The sequence below is a fragment of the Streptomyces nojiriensis genome (genome assembly GCF_017639205.1).
Classification (GTDB): Bacteria; Actinomycetota; Actinomycetes; order Streptomycetales; family Streptomycetaceae; genus Streptomyces; species Streptomyces nojiriensis.
Window position 1 is genome coordinate 797,458 of the sequence record NZ_CP071139.1, and the last position, 18,818, is coordinate 816,275.

Consider the following 18,818-nt stretch of genomic DNA (forward strand, 5'->3'; position numbering starts at 1 on the left):
CAGATGACCGAGGCTCCGAGGGCCTCTTCGAGGTGTTCGGGGAGCTGGGGCAGGGGCGGCAGGTGCTCTTCCGGCGGCAGGGTCCGGGCCTGGCCCTTCCAGTGGCGGGCGGTCGCGACCTCGGCTCGGGCGAGGTGCAGGAGGTAGAGGCAGCGGGCGGCGGTCTGCGAGCCCGCCCCGGCCGCGTACTGGAACCAGAACTGCGCGTCCTCCATCCGGTCGGCCAGGTGGAGCAGGCAGCCGAACAGCAGGGCCGACTCCGCGCCGTGCGGCCAGGAGTCGGCGTCGAGGGCGAGTTCGGCGAAGGGCCTGCTCTCCACGAGGCACCAGGTGAGGTCGTCCAGACCCCGGGCGGCCCGCACGTGACAGGCGGCGTCCAGGATCAGGTCGTCGGTGGCGGCTGTGCATGCGGACGCGAATGCGGATGCGGCCTGCCCCCGCGGCGGCGGGGTCACGGCGCCGGGGGGGCCGGTGGTGCCGATCGCCGAGCGGGCGCGGTCGGCGACGATCCGGCGGGCGATCCGACGGCGGGCCGCGCCCTCGTCGTATCCGGCGTACTCCTCCGCGAGTACCGTCGCGTCCGCAAGGGCCGCGTCCAGTTCGCACAGCGGCATGTCGCGATGGCGGGGCATGTCGCTCACTAGTCCTTCTCCTCTCCGGGGATCCATTCCACCCCGAGCTTGCGGGACAGGGTTCGGCGTGCGCCGCGGATGTGCGAGCGGACCGTCGCGGGGGTGATCCCCATCATCCGGGCGACCGTGTCGGAGTCGTTGCCCATGAGGAAGGCCAGCAGCACCACGTCGTACTGCCGCTCGGACAGGCCGGCGATCGCCGCGTACAGCCCGAGCTTCGACTCCAGCAGTTCCAGCCGCTCTCTGGAGGAGCGGCGCAGCGCTGCGAACCACGCCGTCTCCACCATCGCCACCTGCCGGCCCAGGGCCGCCAGTCTCCGTTCGACGTGCTCGCGCAGCACGGCCCATGCGAAGCCGTGGAGGCTCGCCTCCTTCAGGGCCTGGCGCCACACCTTCAGCAGGAAGGTGAACACGTCGTCGACGACTTCCTCGGCGTCCTTGGGGTTGCCCAGCTGCAGGTGGGCGTAGCGCAGATAGGCGCGGTGCTGTTGGGAGTGGAACGCGGTGAAGTCCACCGGCAGTACACCGGCCAGTTCGCTGGAGACCGCCTGGTCCCCCGATGGATCGAAATCGCCTTCGCTCATACGCTCCCCCACAGCAGCTGTTCGTCGCCGCACGCCGGGGCGGCGGGGACCTCATGGTGGCGGGTGCGGGGAGCGGCGCGGCGGTGGCCGGCGGATGGTCCGCCGGTTCCCGTCCGCACCCCCGCACCCGGCAGGCGCATGGGCGCCCTGAACACATCGATGACGCGATAACGGGCAGTGGTGGCTAACAGCGCGAGGGAGGCCGTCTCGGCAACATTCACGTCGGCGCGGAACCTTTCAAGTGGATCATGAGTAACCGGCATGCCTGCCCCCGAACCGGCTGCCGTGGAGCACCAGGCGCTCCCATTCCCCACCCCATCGGAAAGGGAGCCCGATCGTGCAGGCCGGTCCCTGAGAATCTTCGGAAGCAAGCGCACCCGCTTCTTCGCGCGCCCCGGTCCGCTCGCGCGCGCCCCGGCGTGCCTGCCGAGCGCCTCCTCCGCCGACACGCGCCCGACAGGCCCCCTCCGCTGTTTCCGTCACACGATCGGATGTCACTGCGGCCCCATCCGGTGGGACACGTCCCGACTCCCCCCGCCCCGGTGCCCCGTGCCTGCATGGTGGGTCCAGCCTTCGGCGCCCCGGCCCCCGCGCCCCGCGCGCCCGTCGAACAGGAAGGGGCTGTACAGATGGCGTTCGCGAGGACCTTGCTGCCCGCCGTGCTCTGCCTGGCACTCACCGGGGTGCCCGGCGCGCTCCCGCACCGCGCCGCTGCCGCGCCCTACGACGGCCAGGTCGGCCACGAGAGCGCGCTGTTCAGCGTGAAGGCGACGAACAACGCCGCGGCCCAGGAGTTCACGGTGGACGGCACCCGGCTCTCCCGGGTGAGCGTCTGGCTGGGCAGCGGGGCGGCGACGGGCAGCGTGACCGCGCAGGTCCGCCGGGTCCGCGAGGACGCGGGGTCGGTGATCGCCTCGACGACCCTGGACCTCGCGGCACTGGGCGGGGCCGGCGCCGGCTGGGTCGAGTTCCCGCTGAGCGCCACCGTCACCGCGGGCGCCACGTACCACCTGTTCCTCCAGGCGAGCACCGCGGAGAGCGCGCCGATCGCCTGGTACGGCACCACGCGGTCGGTGCCCGGCTCGCTGACCAGCTGGAACTACGACAGGGCGTACTGGGGCGGCTGGCGCGCCTACAGCTCCCGGCTCGCCTTCCACGTCAATCCCACCGGCGGCGAGCGCTGCGGGGAGGCCGAGCCCTGCTACGTGCCCGCCTCGGCGCTCGCCGCCCGCACGTCGGGCCTGCTGACCAACCGCGTCGCCACCGAGGCCGTCCTGCCCTCCTTCGCCGTGGGCGCCTCGTACGTCGACGGGAGCAATGTGCTGCGCCTGCCGTCGGGCCGGTGGCGTTACCTGCCCGACGGGGCCTCGGCGTCGGCGGTGGTCGAGGCGGACGACCCCGGCGCCGTGGCGCAGATCGAGGAGAGCCGCGCGTGGCTGGCGGCGGGCGCGGTGCCGGGGACCACCGCCGCGCAGCGGGCCGCGTCGCAGCGTGCCCTGCTGTCGATGCGGGCGCTGCTGAAGCCCAATGGCGCGTTCGCGGCGGCGTGGGCGCCGCCGTGGGAGTACTCCTGGCCGCGCGACGGGGCGTTCGCGGCGGTGGCCTTCGCCGCCACCGGGCACGACGAGGAGGCGTACCGGATCCTGGGCTACGACGCACTCACCCAGCGGGCCGACGGGACCTGGGAGGCCCGCACGCTGCTGGACGGCAGCGGGCCGCCGGATGCGCGCAAGTGGCAGCTGGACGCCAACGGCTGGGTTCCCTGGGCCACTTGGCAGTGGTACCAGGCGGCGCCGCCCGGCGGGCGGGACGAACGGCTGCGCGAGCTCTACCCGATGGTGCGCAAGGCGGCCGACCACGCCGCCCGCTCCCTCGGGCCGGACGGGCTCCCTCCGGCGTCCCCGGACTACTGGGAGCTGGACACGACGACGGCCAACATCGGTACCGCCGCTCCCCTGCTCGCCGGGCTCAACTCCGCGGCCGACCTGGCCGCACGGCTGGGCCTGGGCGCGGACGCGGAGCGCTGGGGTGAGGCGGCCCGGCGGCTGGCGGCCGCGATCGCCACCTTCTTCGCGCCTCTGGGGTACCAGCGGACCGTCGACGGCGAGCACGGCCGGGACAGCGCGGTGGCGTTCATGGCGCCCCCGTTCAACGCCGCCCCGGCCGGCCTCGGTGAGGCGCTGGACTCCACCTACCGGGCGCTGCTGCTGCCGAACGGCGGTGTCCAGCCGGGCAACGACCCCTCCTTCAGCTGGGGTTCTTACGCGTGGACGGCCAGCACCTCCTTCTTCGCCCTCGCCTGGGCCGGTACCGGTGAGCCGGCGAAGGCGGGTGCGGTGCTCGACTGGGTGCTGTCCCGGCGGAACGGGCTGGGCGAGCTCCCCGAAACGGTGAACGGGGCCGGGCTGCCGTCCGCCGTGGCGCCGCTGGGCTGGACGGACTCGCTGGTCGTACTCACCGCGCTGACCCTCCAGGGTTCCGCGCGGCCCACTCCCCCGGCGACACGGTCCTCGGTGGAGTGACCGGCACGGCGAGGGGCACGACAGTGATGTGCGTCATCGACAGGAGGCGGAGGCGGTTATGCGCGGTGGAACGATCGCGGTGGTCGGCGGGAGCATCGCGGGGTGCGCCGTCGCGACGGCGGCGGCGCGGGCGGGCGCCGGCGAGGTGGTGGTGCTGGAGCGCACGCGCGGGCGGCTGCAGGACCGGGGCGTCGGGCTGTGCATCCACAACGAGCGGGCCGCCGAGCTCGGCGCGAGCGGCGCGCTGCCCGGGGGGATCGCCGCGCACCCGCTGGAGCGGCGCCGCTGGGTGGTCCGCGACGATGCCCACGGGCCGGGCGGCCGGGTGATCTGGGAGCAGCCGTTCCCCTTCCACTCCTATCACTGGGGCCTGCTCTGGCAGGGCCTTCGCGAGTCCGTCCCGGACTCGGTGGTCTACCGGCAGGGGGAGGCGGTGACGGAGGTCGAGGAGACCGGGGCCGCAGGAGTCGGGGTGCGGCTCGCGGGCGGGTCCGTCGAGCGGTACGACCTGGTGGTCGGCGCCGACGGGTACCGGTCGGTGGTGCGCACGGCGCTCTGCCCCGAGTCCCGCCCGCAGTACGCCGGTTACGTGTGCTGGCGCGGCAACTTCGACGCGGCCCTGCTCGCGGGGCTCGGCGGCGCCGCGGACTCGGTGCCGGAGGCGGGGACCACGGTCTGCTTCCCGGGCGGTTCGTGCGTCATCTACCGGATTCCCGGGCCGGACGGTCCGCGGGTGAACTGGGTGCTCTACGGCTCTCCGCCGCGGGACGGGCAGTTGCGTCTCGACGATCCGACGAGCTTCCCGCCGGGCGGCCTGACCCCCGCGCTGGCGGGGCATCTGGCGGCGTTGCTCGATCGCGAGTTCCCGCCGTACTGGGCGCGGGCGCTCGCGCTGACCGCACCGGCGGACACCTTCGTCCAGCCGATCTACGACATGGAGACCACGCGCACCGCCGCCGGCCGGCTGCTGCTCGCGGGGGACGCGGCGAGCGTCGTACGCCCGCACAACACGAGCGGCGCCGCCAAGGCGCTCCAGGACGCCACCGCCCTCGCCGACGGCTGGCGCCGCTGCGGGTCCTTCGAGGAACTGCTGCGCGGCTACGAGGAGACCCGCGGCGCCGCCGGACGGGAGCTGGTCGCCCTGGCCCGCCGGCTGGGCCGCGCCCAGGTCGAGCGGACCCCGGCCTGGGCGGGCATGGACGGCGGGGAGATGGAGGCCTGGTGGCGGGGGCAGCTCGGCGGGGCCCCCGGCATCGGGGGCCGGGCCATGACGCCTTAGGCCGTCCGGCCTCAGCGGCTCCCGATCGTCCTCAGCGGGCGGTCCTCAGTGGCCCTTGGTGGTGTTGCTGGTGATCGTGCCGTCCGTGCCGGATACGGTGACCGCGTGCCGGACGCCGTCGGAGCCGATGACCACGGCCAGCCAGGCGCTGCCGCCGCCTTCCTGGGCGACCGCGCGCAGCCCCTCGACCTTCCCGCCCGGCACGGCCGCGGCGGCCTTCTCGGCCGCCTCGCCGATGGCCAGGGAGGGAATGGGCGCGGGCGCCGGGGCGCTCCTGGCGGAGCCTCCGCGTCCGTCGGCGCCTCCGGGGCGGCCCTGCTTCCCGGGCATCCCGGGGCCGGCGGGGCGGCCGGGCTCGCCCTGCTCGCGTTCGTGCCGCGGTCCGGCGGCGGGCGGGCCGCCCCGGAGGCCCGCCTCGGGTCCGGGTCCGGCCCAGGCGATGCGCGGACCCCGGTCGACGCGCATGTGGTGGTCATGGTGTTCGGCCACGGCCACCGCCGTCACTCCGCCGACGACCACCACCGCGGCCGCGCCCGCCGCCACCCAGCGGGCGCGCCTGCCACGGGGGACGAGGCGGCCCAGGGCCGCGGACGAACGGGCCTCCGCGGCGGGAGCGGTCACCGGAGCGGTCACGGCGGCGGTCTCGGACGGCTCGGCCGACTTGGACGGCGGGACGGAATCAGACATACAGGCACTCCTCGGGACAACCGGGCGCGGTGCGCGGCTCGTTCCAGAGCATGCTGAGCGGAAGCTGAAGCCCCGCTGAAGCCACCTGAAGACCTCTTCAGCCAACGGCGGGCAGCTCCTGAGATCCTGTCCGGCATGCGCGTACTGGTGGTGGAGGACGAACGGCGGCTCGCCGTGGCCCTGCAGCGAGGGCTGCAGTCGGAGGGGTTCTCGGTGGATGTGGCCCACGACGGGACCCAGGGCCTGTGGATGGCCACGGAGCACGACTACGACCTCATCGTGCTGGACATCATGCTGCCCGGGCTGAACGGGTACCGGGTGTGCGCGAGGCTGCGCGCGGCCGGCAACGAGTCCGGGATCCTGATGCTCACGGCGAAGGACGGCGAGTACGACGAGGCGGAGGCGCTCGACACCGGCGCCGACGACTTCCTGTCCAAGCCGTTCTCCTACCTCGTCCTGGTCGCCCGGCTCCGGGCGCTCGGCCGGCGTACGGGCCGTCGGCGGCCCCAGGTGATGCGGTTCGGCGACCTGCTGCTCGACCCCGCCCGGCACTCCTGCTCCCGCGGCGGCACGGAGATCCGGCTGACGGCGCGGGAATTCGCCGTGCTCGAGTACCTGGCCCGGCGCCCGGGCGAGGTGGTGCCCAAGCGGGACATCCTGGAACAGGTGTGGGACAGCGCCTTCGACGGCGATCCCAATGTGGTCGAGGTCCACGTCAGCGCCGTCCGCCGCAAGATCGACGCGCCGTTCGGCCGCGCAGCGGTGGAGACCGTACGCGGAGCGGGATACCGACTGGCGGCCGACGGTGGCTGAGACCGGGCGTCCCGGCCTGCGCGAGCGCGTGCGCGCCGCCCTGCGCGCGGTCCCGGGCGCGGTGCTGCGCCGGTGGCCGGTGCTGCGGCGGCTGTGGCCCACCACCGTACGGGCGCGGGCCACGGTGGGCGCGTGCGTGGTGGTGGCCGCGGCCCTCGCCCTCGCCTCGTTCGCCCTGCTCGGGCTGCTGGAGGCGAACCTGCTCCGCAACGCGGAGAACGACGCCCGGCGCCAGGCCGAGACCGTGGCGCAGCTCGCCGCCACCGGGAGGCTGGGCCGCGTACGGCCGCCGGCCCGCGGCATCGACTTCGTCCAGGTGGTGGGTGCCGACGGACGCGTCCTGTTCGCCAGCCCGAACCTGGCCGGCGCACCGGCCTTCCCGCCGCCCGGTCCCGGCGCTCCCGGAACCCGGTTCCACACGTGGCGGGTCCGGCCGGTGGACGGTGAGTACCGGCAGCGGGTCGTCCAGGTCGTCACGCAGACGCCGGACGGCATGGCCACCGTCTACGCCGGCGCCTCCCTGCGGGACGCGGACGCGGCCGACGACACGACCACCGCCGCCCTCGTCATCGGCATGCCCCTGCTGCTCGCCACCGTCGCCTTCGTGACCTGGCGGGTCACCGGCCATGCGCTGCGGCCGGTGGAGGAGATCCGGGCCGAGGTCGCCGAGATCTCCGACCGCGGCCTGCACCGCCGGGTGCCGGTGCCCGCCACCCGCGATGAGGTCGCCCGGCTGGCCGAGACCATGAACGCCACCCTGGACCGGCTGGAGGCCTCCGGGATCCGCCAGCGGCAGTTCATCGCCGACGCCTCCCACGAACTGCGCAGCCCCATCACCGTCCTGCGCACCCAGCTGGAGGTGGCGCTGGCCGTACAGGACCCGGAACTGTGGCCCGAGCTGATCTCCGGGGCCCTCGAGGACATCGAACGGCTCCAGCACCTCACGGCCGACCTGCTGCTGCTCGCCCGGATCGACGCGGCCCAGCCGGTGGCCGCAGCCCCGCTGGACCTGACGGCCCTGGTGCGCGAGGTGGTGGAGGGCCGGCTCGGCGACCGGGTCCCCGTACGGCTGCGGCTGGAACCGGATGTGGAGGTCACGGCGGGCGCGCTGTGGCTCGGCCGGATCGTCACCAACCTCGTCGACAACGCGCAGCGCTACGCGGACGGGCGCGTGGACGTCACCCTGCGCACCACGAAGGGGGCGGGTCCGGGCGCGGCCGTACTGGAGGTCGCCGACGACGGCCCCGGGATCCCGGCGGCCGACCGGGAGCGGATCTTCGAGCGCTTCACGCGTCTCGACGACTCGCGCAGCCGCGACCACGGCGGAGCCGGCCTGGGGCTCGCCATCGCCCGCGACCTGAGCACCCACCACGGCGGAACGCTCACGGCCGAGGGCGGCGCGGACGGAGCCGCCGGCGCGCGGCTGGTGCTGCGCATGCCGACGACGCCCCGGCCCTGACGGGGCGGGGGTGGCCGCGGTGGCCGGGGTGGCCCCTGCTCACCCGTTCACGAAGAGGACGTCCTCGCTGGGGTGGGTCATCCGCAGGATCTGATCGTCCGTGATCTCGACCAGCCGGTGGAAGCCGGTGAGGACCTCGTCGCCGGGCAGGATGCGGTACTTGTCCTCGGACCCGGCCAGGAAGGCGGGGAAGCCGGCCAGTGAGCAGTTCTCCGGGTCGAAGTCGAAGTAGTCCTTCATCCGGCGGAAGAGCTTGGGGAGGATCACCACTCCGGTGTCGTCGTCCGTGATCGAGCGGATGCCGTCGATCTTCGCCCCTTCGACGGTCACGTCCTTCGCCCACAGCCCCCGCGGCGGTGTGTCCCCCTTCGCCGCCAGGGCGGCGGCCTTGAGCCCGTCCCGCAGGTCCACGGGCAGGCCCTCGTAGAAGGTCGGGTAGGCCAGACCGATCGAGAGCAGGTGATGGTTGGCGGTCCGCTCCAGCCTCTTCTTGTCGACATCGATCCGATAGCCGCTGTACGCGGGTGGGGTGTCTCGGCCGACCAGTGCCAGGCAGCGGCCGAACATGTCGGTACCGCTGGTGAGGATGTAGCCGGGCACCCTGTCGGGTTCGGTGGTGACCGTCCCGTCGTCGTGCCACTCGATGCTGGTGAAGCGGAGCCAGGTCAGCAGGGCATGGGCGGCCTTGCGCGCGTACTCGGTCGGCTGGCGCCGCTCCGGCCCGTAGCTGCCGTTCGTGTAGTGGGTCTCCAGTGCGTCGATGCCCTCCAGGCGTACGGAGACACGACCGTCCGCCTTGGGCAGGACCCCGGTGCACCCCGGCACGAGTTTCCAGTCCGCCACGTCGTCCGGGGTGAAGGGGACGGTGTCCCCGTCCGGCCTGGCTCCGCCGTTCACCCGGAACGACCCTCTGATCAGCAGCATGGACACGACGACTCCCACGGACGCAACCGAGCGATCACTTTCAGTAGCAGTACGTCACTGACAGTACACGTCGCGGCCTCCGGGAAGCGCCGTAAAACCCCGTGCCCCGGCAAGACGCGATCACTAGACTCGCCGTGCGCGCTGCCGACAGGGCACCGCGCGCCTGATGCCGAGTGAAGAGAAGGGGAGCCGCGCCATGTGCACGTACCGCACCGCCGCCTTCGCTCCCCCGACCCGGTACGACGTGATCCCGGTGTCTCGCAGCGCGCGGTGCCGGCTGCGCGGCCGTCACCGTACGCCCGAGACCCGCTTCTAGGGTTTCCGTTCCCTCCTGCCTTCCGTACGCCCGCGAGCCCGTGAGCCCGTACGTCCTCCTGCCCGGACTCCTTCCGGACGGGCCGGCGACGCCGCTGCGCGCTGCGGCGGCCGGGGCGGACCGAGGACGGGCCGGGAACGGCTCCCGGGAATCGCGCTGCCCTCTTCCCCTTCACATCCGAAAGGCCTCCGGCCATGCGCGCCAACAGGCAGCCCCGCACCCTCTCCTCCCCCACCACCGTCCGCAACCTGGGCATCCTCGCCCACGTCGACGCGGGCAAGACCACCGTCGCCGAACGGATCCTCTTCGCGACCGGTGCCATCCACCAGCGCGGCGAGGTCCATCACGGAACCACCGTCACCGACTACGACCCCCAGGAACGCGATCGCGGCATCACCATCTTCGCCGCGGCCGTGAGCTGTGCGTGGGACGGCCATCGCGTGAACCTGATCGACACCCCGGGTCACGTCGACTTCTCCGACGAGGTCGAACGTTCCCTGCGGGTGCTGGACGGGGCGGTCGCGGTGTTCGACGCCGTGGCCGGCGTGGAACCGCAGAGCGAGACGGTGTGGCGGCAGGCCGACCGGCACGGTGTGCCGCGGATCGCGTTCGTCAACAAGCTGGACCGGGCGGGCGCCGACCTCGACACGGCGGTCGCGTCGATCCGCGAGCGCCTGGGCGTCGTTCCGCTGGTGGTACAGCTGCCCATCGGAGCGGAGGGCACGTTCTCCGGTGTCGTCGACCTGCTGGCGATGCGCTCGCTGCACTGGCGGGCCGGCTCGGACGGCTACCGGGAGGGCCCGGTCCCCGAGCCCCTGCGGGAGGAGGCGGCCCGGCGCCGCCGGCTCCTGGAGGAGACGGTGGCGGAACTGCACGCCGACGCCCTGGAGGAGTTCTGCTCGGCCTCGGCCCTGACGGAGCGGACCCTGGTCCGCGCCCTGCGGGAGCTGACGCTGCACGGTGACGGTGTCGTGGTGCTGTGCGGGTCGGCGTACCGCAACCGCGGGATCGAGCCGCTCCTGGACGCCGTCCTCTCGTACCTGCCGTCGCCCGCCGACATGCCTCCGGTACGGGGGCTGCGGGCGGACGGCGTGGAGCAGGAGCGCGCCCCCGACCCGGCGGAGCCGTTCACGGCCCTCGCCTTCAAGGTGACGGCGACGGCGACCGGGCGGCTCACGTACCTGCGGGTCTACGCGGGCACCCTGCGCAAGGGCGAGACGGTACTGGACCCGGCCACGGGCCGTACGGAGCGGGTCGGCCGGATCCTGCGGGTCCAGGCCGACCGGCACGAGGAACGGGAGGAGGCGGTGGCCGGTGACATCGTCGCGGTGATCGGGCTGAAGGCCGCCCGGGCGGGCACGACCCTGTGCGCGCCGGGCACCCCGCTGGTCCTCGAACCGCCGTCGGTGGCCGAGCCGGTGGTGTCGGTCGCGGTCGAGGCCCGCCGCAACAGCGACACGGGCCGGCTCTCGGCGGCGCTGGCGCGGCTCGCCGAGGAGGACCCGTCGCTGGTGGTGCGGTCCGACGCGGAGAGCGGCCAGACGGTGCTCTCGGGGATGGGCGAGCTGCACCTGGAGGTCGCGGTGGAGAAGATCCGCAGCGGCCACGGGGTGGAGGTCGTCGTCGGCCGGCCGCAGGTCTCCTACCGGGAGACCGTCGTGCGCGGCGTCAGCGGCCTCGTCCACCGGCATGTCAAACAGGACGGTGGCGCGGGTCAGTTCGCGCACGTCGTCCTCGACGTCGAGCCGCTGGAGGAGCCGTGCTTCGAATTCCGGTCGACGGTCGTCGGCGGTCGCGTACCGCAGGAGTACGCGCGCGCCGTGGAGACCGGCTGCCGGGACGCGCTCGCCGAGGGCCCGCTCGGCGGGTTCCCGGTGACGGGGCTGCGGGTCACGCTCACCGACGGGGCGACCCACTCCAAGGACTCCTCGGAGATGGCGTTCCGCGCGGCGGGCAGGTTCGGGCTGCGCGAAGCCCTGCGCCTGAGCACGATGGAGCTCCTGGAACCGCTCGTCGAGGTCACGGTGACGGTTCCGGAGGACGGTGTCGGGAGTGTGCTGGGTGATCTCGCGGCCCGCCGCGGCCGGGTCTCAGGTTCCACTGCCGAGGCCGGCACCGCGGTGATCACGGCGGCCGTGCCGCTGGCCGAGCTGTTCGGCTACGCGTCCCGGCTGCGCGGCCGGACGCAGGGCCGGGGCGCCTTCACCACCCGGCCGGCCGGTCTCGCACCGGTCCCGGCCTCGGTCGCGGGGACCCTGCCGGTCCGTTGAGACCGCCGGGTGACCGCCGGACGGCCGCCCCGCCCCACCCCCGTTTGCCGGGGGCGGGGCAGCCGCCCGGGCGAACCGCATCGAGGGTCCGCCGAACCGGTCACCCGGTTCCGGTCACGCCCGGGCGGACGGGGCCGGCAGCGTGGCGAGTTCACCCAGGGCGCGCGCCGCCGGCGCCGGATCGACCAGCCACTTCAGGTGGCTGCCCGCCAGCGTGCGGACGTCGTAGGGGTTGTCCGGCGTCAGCTCGTCGCCCTCGCGGATCAGCCGGTCCTGTAGGGCGAGGGGCAGGCTCGCGTCGTCGGCCAGGCGAACGTAGGTCTTCGGGACGCGGCCCCAGGTGGCGGCCTGCGCCCGGTCGGCGGAGCCGCCGACGTCCAGGTTCTCGTCCGGCTGGAAGGTGTTCAGGAAGGTCAGGAACTGCTCGTCGGTGCCGTCGGCGAAGAAGGCCTCCTTGAACGCGGCGAGCGAGTCCGGGTTCGCCGTGCGGAAGTTGACGCGCAGCAGACCGAGCTCGGCGGGGTTCCCGGCCAGCGCCGAGGCGAAGGCGGCGGGGTCGACCCCGGCCATCTCCGGCTCGGCGTAGTAGTCGCCGACGTCGAGCCGGACCGGGCACCAGGCCGAGACGTAGACGATGCGGTCGATCAGGTCCGGGCGTGCGTTGGCCGCTGCCGTGATCGTGATGCCGCCCCGGCTGTGACCGACGAGGATGACGGGGCCGTTCCGCTTGGCCCGTTCGAGGATCCCGATCAGGTGCGCGACGTTGTCGGCGAGGGTGACGCCCTTGATCGAGCCGGGCGCGGTGGCGAGCCCCTCGGCGTCCTGCGGTGCCTGATAGGCGCGGGTGAAGGTCGCCCGGAAGCCGTGGCCGGGCAGGTCGACGGCGACCGATCGGTGCCCGAGGAGGCCGAGTTCGGCCTGGAGGGGCGCGAAGGAGAAGGAGTTCGCGAAGGCTCCGTGGACCAGTACGAACGTCGGTTGCATCGGTGTACTCAACTTTCCCCGCCGCAGCAGTTCTGCGGCGGTCATGGCGGGCCCTGACGGGCTCTGACGGGCTCTGACGGGCAGGGAGCGGACTCGATCAGTCCGACGTTCGGCGCAGGACCAGGCAGAGGAAGCCGAAGCTGTCCCGGTACACGTGCAGCCACTCCGAACGCGCGGCGGTGGCCGTCTCCAACGCCTGTGCGGCGGCCGGATCGTCAGGGTGGTCCAGAGCCCATGCGGCCAGCGAGCCCCAGCAGGCCCACTCGTATGCGTCCAGCTCACCGCGGGTGCTGACATGGGCGTGGACGGGTGTCCATCCGTCGGCGACGACCTGGTCCACCGTGGATGCCAGGTCGGCGAGTTCACCGAACATCTCGACGGCCTCGGGTGAAGGGGCGCGGTCCCAGAACGACTCACCGATCAGCACGCGACCGCCGGGAGCCAGGTGCCCCCGGGCCGCGGCGAGGGTGGGGAGCAGCCCGCCGAAGGCGTGCGCGGCGCCGACGCTGATCACCAGGTCGAACGGCCGTGCGGAGACGAAGTCCGCGGCCGCCTGCTGGTGGAGGACCAGCCGCTCGTCGACTCCGCGGGTGCCGGCCGCCTGGCGGGCCTGCGCCAGGGCGACTTCGGAGACGTCGACGCCCTCGGCGTGCAGCTGCGGGCGCGTCTCCAGCGCGCGCAGAAGCCATTCCGCCGTGCCGCATCCGAGGTCGAGCACGCGCTCGTCGCCCCGCGGCAGGCCGCGTTCGAGCAGGCGGCTGACCGATTCGTCGGCGAGCGGAGACTTGATCGGGTGGTCGGCATGGGCGATCGCGGAGATCTGTTCGCGGCTCATCGGCGCGGCGGACTCCGAGTCGAGGAGCAGTTTCGCGGCCACCGCCGTCCCGTCGGTGCGGATCGTGTCGGCGACGGCCTTCGCCCGTGCTTCCGTTTCGGGGGTCAGGGCGATCCCGAGTGCGGCCGACAGGGACTCGAAGGTCGGGGTCGGTCCGTCGTGGGCCGCGCCGATGCCCAGCTCGGCCACGCGGCCGGCCCAGTACGGCTGGTCCGCCATCTGCGGTACCACCACCTGGGGGGCGCCCGCCCGGGCGGCCGTCGTCGTGGTGCCCGCGCCGCCGTGGTGCACGACGGCGGCCACCCGGCGGAACAGTGCCTGCTGGTTGACCTCGCCGATGGCGAAGCAGTCGTCCCGGTCGTCGATCAGGGCCAGGTCCGCCCAGCCTTGCGCGACGAGTACGCGGCGGCCCTGCGCGCGGACCGCTTCGATGGCGGCCCGGGCGACGTCCTCCGCGTTGCGCACGGGAATGCTGCCGAAGCCCACGTACACCGGTGGCGTGCCGGCGTCCAGGAACGCCTCCAGGTCGGCCGGGAGCGGGCGTTCGTCCGACCGTATCCACGCGCCGGTCTGTACGACGTCGAGGTCTGCCGGCTCCTGCCAGGGGCTCAGGACCGGGTCCGCCGCCAGCCACGGCCGGTCGGTGAGGACGTAGTCGCGGAAGTGGTCCACCGGGGGCAGTCCGATCGACGCCCGGTGGGTGTTGAGCCCCACCCCGAAGAGGACGTTCATGGTCTCGATGTCCAGGTCCCACAGCGCCTGGTTGTCGGTCACTCCGGGCGGGAACGGCCGGCCCGGCCGTTCGAACGGGGGATGGTGCGGCGACGGCAGATAGGCCGGGAAGTAGGCCACGAACCTGTAGGGGATACCGAGCTTCTCGGCTGCCAGCCGCGCACCGGCCGCGGCCGGGAGCAGGCCGGTCGCCACCATCACGTCACATCCCTCGGCCGCCGGGACGACCGCTTCGTACGTCATGGCGAGCATCGCGGCCGCGCGCTCGGGCAGTCCCGCCGCCGGCATCGGCGTCTTGCCGGTCACCGCCCCCTTCACGATCTCGCGCACCGGCGAGCCGATCGGCACCAGCGGCAGGCCGACGCCGTCGAGGAAGTCCGCGAAGTCCGGCGGCGCACAGACCCGTACGTCCGCACCGAGTGCCCGCAGCTGCACGCCGAGTCCGGCCATCGGCTCGATGTCGCCGCGCGACCCGTAGGCCATCAACAACACACGCATGTGGTGGTTCTCATTTCCGTAGATTCTGATGTCCGGATTCGTCTGCGCGAACCCGGTCGTGAAGGGGCGCCTGGGCGAGGTCAGTTCGCGGGTATGTCGAGTTGGAGCTCGTGTGTGCGCCGGTAGGGGCGGTATCCGAGCTGGTGGTTGACGGCCAGCATGTGGGTGTTGTCGGCGGCGTTGTCCGTCTCGATCTCGACGACGTCGGGATGTTCGGTGCGCAGGCGGTGGGCCATGGCGGTTTTGACCCACCGTCCGAGGCCGTGACCGCGGTGTGCGGGGACGACCGCCGTGTCGTACTGCTGGGCGCGGGGCCCGGAGCCCTGGGGGAGCAGGATCTCGGTGTATCCGGCGAGGGTGCCGTCGTCGTGGACGGCGGCGGTGGTCAGCAGGGTGTCGCCGCGGTCGGCGATCACCTTCGCCATGGCGCGGACGCGGTCGCCGTCCCATGCCACGCGGCCGTAGTCCATCTCTCCCATGGGCATGTCGTTCATGGCGTTCTTGGCCTGGGCGAAGGCGTCGGCGAGGTCGTCGGGGACCGTGCCGGTCCAGGCGGCCGGCCGGTAGCCGGGAGGCGCGGTGGCGGCGGTCCGCGGCAGGCCGGCTCCGGGCAGGTCGTCGAGGCGCAGGACGAGGTGGTCCAGGGTGAGGACGCGGTGGAATCCCCTCCGTTCGCCGAAGGCCTGGCCCGGGCCGGCGTCCGCGGCCGCCGTGACGAGGCTGCGCCGGTTCTCCGTGCGGCAGGCCGCCACGACGGCGGACAGCAGGCGGGAGCCGGCTCCCCGGTGGCGGTGCGCGGGGTGGACGTGGAGTTCCAGTTCGGCCAGGTGGTCCTGGCCCGGGGAGGTGAACACCCGCAGGCCGGCGATGCCGACGGGGACGCCGTCGGCACCGGTGGCCAGCCAGGCCAGCCGGCGGCTGCCCAGAGCGGGCCCGGTGAGCCGGGCGTGGACCTGTCCGGGGTCGGGGGCCGGCACACCGGGCAGGTCGTGGGAGATCGAGGCCGCGACGACCTGATGCCACGCGGCGGCCTCGGCGGCCGAAACACGCTCAAGCGGACTGACACGTACGGATTCGGACAAGGTGATGGCTTTCGTGGTCGGGTCGGTCGTGGACCGCCAAGCGGCGGGCTGATGATGAGGCTGCGTCAGGCCGCAGCACCCGGACTCCAGCGGTCGAGGTCGGCGTACGCCGGGATCCACCGGGCGGTGCAGGCGGCGTAGGCGGGTGGGGACAGCCGGGCGAGGAGCCTGTTCGCCGTCGGCTCGTCGGCGCCGTCGAGCAGCCACGGCAGCAGCAGTGGTGCGTCCTGGTCGATGTACTCGGCCTGGACCCGGCTGAAGTGGCCCCACTGCTCGGCTGTCAGCTCCCGCCGGACCAGCGGGAGCGCCGTTTCCTCCTCGTGTTCGAGGTGGCCTCCCAGGCCGCGGGTCAGCGCGTCGGCGAGCTGGCCCAAGCGCAGCGCGCCGGCACCGGGGTCGGTCAGCGCGCCGTCGATGGCCTGGATCACCGTGGCGATGGCGGCATGTTCGGCCTCCATCACCTCCAGCAGCGCCAGGTCCTTCGGCCGGCCGGCCAGATTCCGCCGCAGCGACGGCCACAGCGCGCCGTCCTCGGCCGCGTGGTGGGCATGGAGTGCCTTCTTGAACAGGGTCCATCCTGCAGCGGTGGCCAGGACCTGCCGCGGGTCATGGTCCACGGCGATGGTGAGCCGGTCCAGTTGGGCCAGTTCCCGGCGCAGGGCGTCGTGCATCGCGTACATCACGGTCAGGTCGATGGCATCGCTCATGGGCGGTTCACGGAGGTTCCGGCGGAGCGCCTCATCGCGTCCGACCGTACGAAGGGGAGTGTGTGCACGCGTGACTGCATGCCTCAAAGATCTTGCGGTTCGCGCGTATGATCAAGGAACATTTGTGCGCGGTTCGATAACCGCCAGGTTATCGACGGAGGGCCGTGGGCCGGTGGAGCTGCGGGACATCGAGATCTTCCTGGTACTGGCCGAGGAGCTGCACTTCGGCCGGACCGCACAGCGGCTGCACGTCTCGCAGGCGCGTGTCAGCCAGGCCATCAAGAAGCAGGAACGGCGCATCGGGGCCGAGTTGTTCGCCCGTACCAGCCGCACGGTGCGCCTGACGGAGGTCGGCCGCCAGTTCCGCGACGATCTGCAACCGGTCTACGCGGGCCTGCACGAATCCCTGGAGCGCGCCCAGTTGGCGGCCCGCGGCATCACCGCGCAGCTCCGCGTCAGCGTGATGCCCTTCAACGTCGCCGATCTGCACCCCTACTGGAAGGCGTTCCGCGCGCGGTACCCGCACTGGGGGCTCCGGGTCCGCCAGTTGACCTTCACCGATGTGTTCGGCCAGCTCCGCAGCGGCGCGATGGACGTCGCGGTCATCTGGCTGCCGGTGGAGGAGCCGGACTTCACCGTCGGGCCGATCCTGTGCACCGACTCCCGGATCCTCGCCGTGGCCGCCGACCACCGGCTCGCGAGACGGGACTCGGTGCCCCTGGAACTCCTCGCCGACTTCCCGCACGGCACCGCCCACGGCCTGCCGGACTACTGGGAGGACAGCTACCTGCCCTTCCACACCCCGCGGGGCCGGCCCATCGAGCGCATCGCGTCCGCCGCCTCGGACAACGCCGATCAGCTGATCAACCACGTCGGCATGGGCGAGATCATCCACACCTTCCCCGGCCATGTCACCCGGCACTGGGGCATGTCGAACATCCGATGGCTTCCCCTCCCCGACATGCCCGCCCTGCACTTCGCCCTGGTCTGGCGCACCGAAGCCGAGAACGACCTCGTCCGCGCCCTGGCCGACACCGTGCGGGACCTCGGCGTGTTCCGCTTCTGAGGGGAGGCTTCGGCTACACCGCTGCGGCGGCGGGCCCCTGCGCGGCCCTGGCCTGCTGCATGGCCGTCAGCCTGCGGACGAAGAGCACCGCGAGGACGGCGGCCACGATGTCGAGGACGTCGCCGACCAGCATCGTGGTGGCCGCGTCGCGCGCGGCGCCGGGGCTCTGGGCACGGCTGTAGGACATGCCCCCGTACCAGCCCAGGAGCCGGGACAGGACGAAGGTGCCCCACCACAGGTTGACCAGGGTCAACGAGAACCTCCGGTAGCCCGCGTCATCCCCGTAGGGGGTGCTCGACCCCCAGGTCTTCACCGCGATCCGGTACGGAAGCCAGAAGTTGGCGAGCGGTACGAACCAGGCACCGATCGCCCAGCCGCCCGCGAGCTTGTCCGCGCCCGGCGCGAACACCTCGGCGTTCGTGCGCACCCGGTGGAACCAGATGATGAAGACGATGCCCGTCACGAACAGGGCGTTGCCCTGGATCGTGCCGACCAGGCCGGTCAGTCGCGCGCCGCGGTCCAGCTCGGCATCGCTGACCGCGGCGGGATCCGTGAGGAGTCCCTCCATGAGCGCGCGGGTGTTCCAGTCGGCGTACACGGCGTAGCAGGCGATCCCGATGACCAGCGCGAACAACGCGGCCAGTGCGATGGCCAGGCCTACGGGCGCACGCAGCCGCGCGCCCTTCCCGTCGAGCGCGGCATACGGGGACGGAGCCGGCGGACCGACCGGAGCAACGGACATGCTGAGAACCCCCACGGGTACAGGACACGAAAAGGACCCGCCGGACAGGGCGGGCCAGGGAGGAACCTACGGCAGGGGGGCCGCCCGCGTCACGCTGGTTTCCCCAGGTCAGACAGGACCCATCAACACGACGACCATCGGGAACCGGTCATACCCCCGGGACCGTGCGCCGTGGCCGGCCACTCCCGAGCGCCCGGCAACCATTTCGGCCCGGCGCGGGTCCTCGATACCGGGCTCCGTGCGGGGCCGCCGTACGCGAGGGGTGGAGGGGCGTCATGGGGGTCCGCAGGGTGGTGAAGGGCGTCGGCGAGTTCCTGATCGAGGCCGTGGGGGAAACCGTCGGCGAGGCGATCCTGAACCTGCTCGCCTGCGCCCTGCTCGGCGGCCTGGTTCTGATCGCCTACGCGATCTGGTCCTTCAGCCCGCGCTTGACCATCGCGGGGGCCGGACTGCTCAGTCTCTTCCTCGCCCACGGCGCCTGGCAGACCTTCCGCGGCCCCGCGAAGGGTCGTCGTCGGGGCCTCGCCGCCCTGACCACGGCCGGCTTCGCCCTGACTGCGGGGACGGCCGTCTTCCTGTTGTTCTACGCGACCGGCTGCGACTGCCTCTGACCGCGCTCGGCTCCCCGCACGCCGGGCCGGGTGCGGTCGAGGCGTTCCCGGGCGTCGTTCCGGTGCTTCCCTCAC

General features: G+C 73.2%; 15 protein-coding genes and 1 pseudogene. 7 read left to right on the forward strand and 9 right to left on the reverse strand.

The window, feature by feature from the left end; translation table 11 throughout:
- Positions 1–640 precede the first annotated feature (640 nt).
- Entirely contained in the window at positions 641–1,216 is a 576-nt protein-coding gene (locus JYK04_RS03895; protein ID WP_229876827.1) for an RNA polymerase sigma factor, read from the reverse strand.
- A 629-nt stretch (positions 1,217–1,845) separates the two neighbouring features.
- Between JYK04_RS03895 and JYK04_RS03900 the strand changes: the two genes are divergently transcribed.
- Together JYK04_RS03900 and JYK04_RS03905 are read left to right on the forward strand one after the other, a co-directional pair.
- A complete protein-coding gene (locus JYK04_RS03900; RefSeq protein ID WP_189746580.1) occupies positions 1,846–3,738 on the forward strand; it encodes a glycoside hydrolase family 15 protein in 1,893 nt (630 codons plus the stop codon).
- 58 nt (positions 3,739–3,796) lie between these two features.
- Entirely contained in the window at positions 3,797–5,017 is a 1,221-nt protein-coding gene (locus tag JYK04_RS03905) for an FAD-dependent monooxygenase (RefSeq protein ID WP_189746581.1), read from the forward strand.
- A gap of 45 nt (positions 5,018–5,062) precedes the next feature.
- Here the strand turns inward: JYK04_RS03905 and JYK04_RS03910 are convergent, their stop codons facing one another.
- Positions 5,063–5,704, reverse strand: coding sequence for a hypothetical protein (locus JYK04_RS03910; RefSeq protein WP_189746583.1), 642 nt, complete (start codon positions 5,702–5,704; stop codon positions 5,063–5,065).
- 135 nt (positions 5,705–5,839) lie between these two features.
- Here JYK04_RS03910 and JYK04_RS03915 point away from each other — a divergent pair, with 135 nt between their 5' ends.
- Both JYK04_RS03915 and JYK04_RS03920 read left to right on the forward strand, forming a co-directional pair.
- Positions 5,840–6,517, forward strand: a complete 678-nt coding sequence (locus JYK04_RS03915; RefSeq protein WP_189746585.1) for a response regulator transcription factor — start codon at positions 5,840–5,842, stop codon at positions 6,515–6,517.
- An 82-nt stretch (positions 6,518–6,599) separates the two neighbouring features.
- Positions 6,600–7,976: a sensor histidine kinase gene (locus JYK04_RS03920; RefSeq protein ID WP_373297520.1), complete on the forward strand. Its 1,377-nt coding sequence runs from the start codon at positions 6,600–6,602 to the stop codon at positions 7,974–7,976.
- Positions 7,977–8,015: 39 nt separating this feature from the next.
- Here JYK04_RS03920 and JYK04_RS03925 read toward each other — a convergent pair whose 3' ends face one another.
- Positions 8,016–8,900: a nuclease gene (locus tag JYK04_RS03925; protein ID WP_308431138.1), complete on the reverse strand. Its 885-nt coding sequence runs from the start codon at positions 8,898–8,900 to the stop codon at positions 8,016–8,018.
- Between the two features lie 510 nt (positions 8,901–9,410).
- Here JYK04_RS03925 and fusA point away from each other — a divergent pair.
- Complete coding sequence (fusA, locus tag JYK04_RS03930; protein WP_189746591.1) at positions 9,411–11,486, forward strand: elongation factor G; 2,076 nt, start codon at positions 9,411–9,413, stop codon at positions 11,484–11,486.
- Between the two features lie 114 nt (positions 11,487–11,600).
- Here the strand turns inward: fusA and JYK04_RS03935 are convergent, their stop codons facing one another.
- The 5 genes and pseudogenes from JYK04_RS03935 to JYK04_RS03955 form a co-directional block, all read right to left on the reverse strand.
- Complete coding sequence (locus tag JYK04_RS03935) at positions 11,601–12,470, reverse strand: alpha/beta fold hydrolase (RefSeq protein ID WP_189746593.1); 870 nt, start codon at positions 12,468–12,470, stop codon at positions 11,601–11,603.
- Positions 12,471–12,567: 97 nt separating this feature from the next.
- Positions 12,568–13,305 (reverse strand): SAM-dependent methyltransferase, encoded by a 738-nt coding sequence (locus JYK04_RS03940; protein ID WP_202186095.1) that lies wholly within the window; start codon positions 13,303–13,305, stop codon positions 12,568–12,570.
- Positions 13,306–13,320: 15 nt separating this feature from the next.
- Positions 13,321–14,535 (reverse strand): annotated as a pseudogene (locus tag JYK04_RS03945) (glycosyltransferase); the annotation flags it as partial.
- 80 nt (positions 14,536–14,615) lie between these two features.
- Positions 14,616–15,617, reverse strand: coding sequence for a GNAT family N-acetyltransferase (locus JYK04_RS03950; protein WP_189746597.1), 1,002 nt, complete (start codon positions 15,615–15,617; stop codon positions 14,616–14,618).
- 65 nt (positions 15,618–15,682) lie between these two features.
- Entirely contained in the window at positions 15,683–16,324 is a 642-nt protein-coding gene (locus JYK04_RS03955; RefSeq protein WP_189746599.1) for a hemerythrin domain-containing protein, read from the reverse strand.
- Between the two features lie 172 nt (positions 16,325–16,496).
- Between JYK04_RS03955 and JYK04_RS03960 the strand changes: the two genes are divergently transcribed.
- Positions 16,497–17,390: a LysR family transcriptional regulator gene (locus JYK04_RS03960; RefSeq protein ID WP_189746601.1), complete on the forward strand. Its 894-nt coding sequence runs from the start codon at positions 16,497–16,499 to the stop codon at positions 17,388–17,390.
- A gap of 13 nt (positions 17,391–17,403) precedes the next feature.
- Here the strand turns inward: JYK04_RS03960 and JYK04_RS03965 are convergent, their stop codons facing one another.
- Positions 17,404–18,132, reverse strand: coding sequence for a DUF4328 domain-containing protein (locus tag JYK04_RS03965; protein ID WP_189746603.1), 729 nt, complete (start codon positions 18,130–18,132; stop codon positions 17,404–17,406).
- 275 nt (positions 18,133–18,407) lie between these two features.
- Here JYK04_RS03965 and JYK04_RS03970 point away from each other — a divergent pair, with 275 nt between their 5' ends.
- Positions 18,408–18,743 carry a lysine transporter LysE gene (locus tag JYK04_RS03970; protein ID WP_189746605.1) on the forward strand — a complete coding sequence of 112 codons (336 nt, stop codon included), beginning with the start codon at positions 18,408–18,410 and terminating at the stop codon, positions 18,741–18,743.
- The last annotated feature ends 75 nt before the right edge of the window (positions 18,744–18,818 follow it).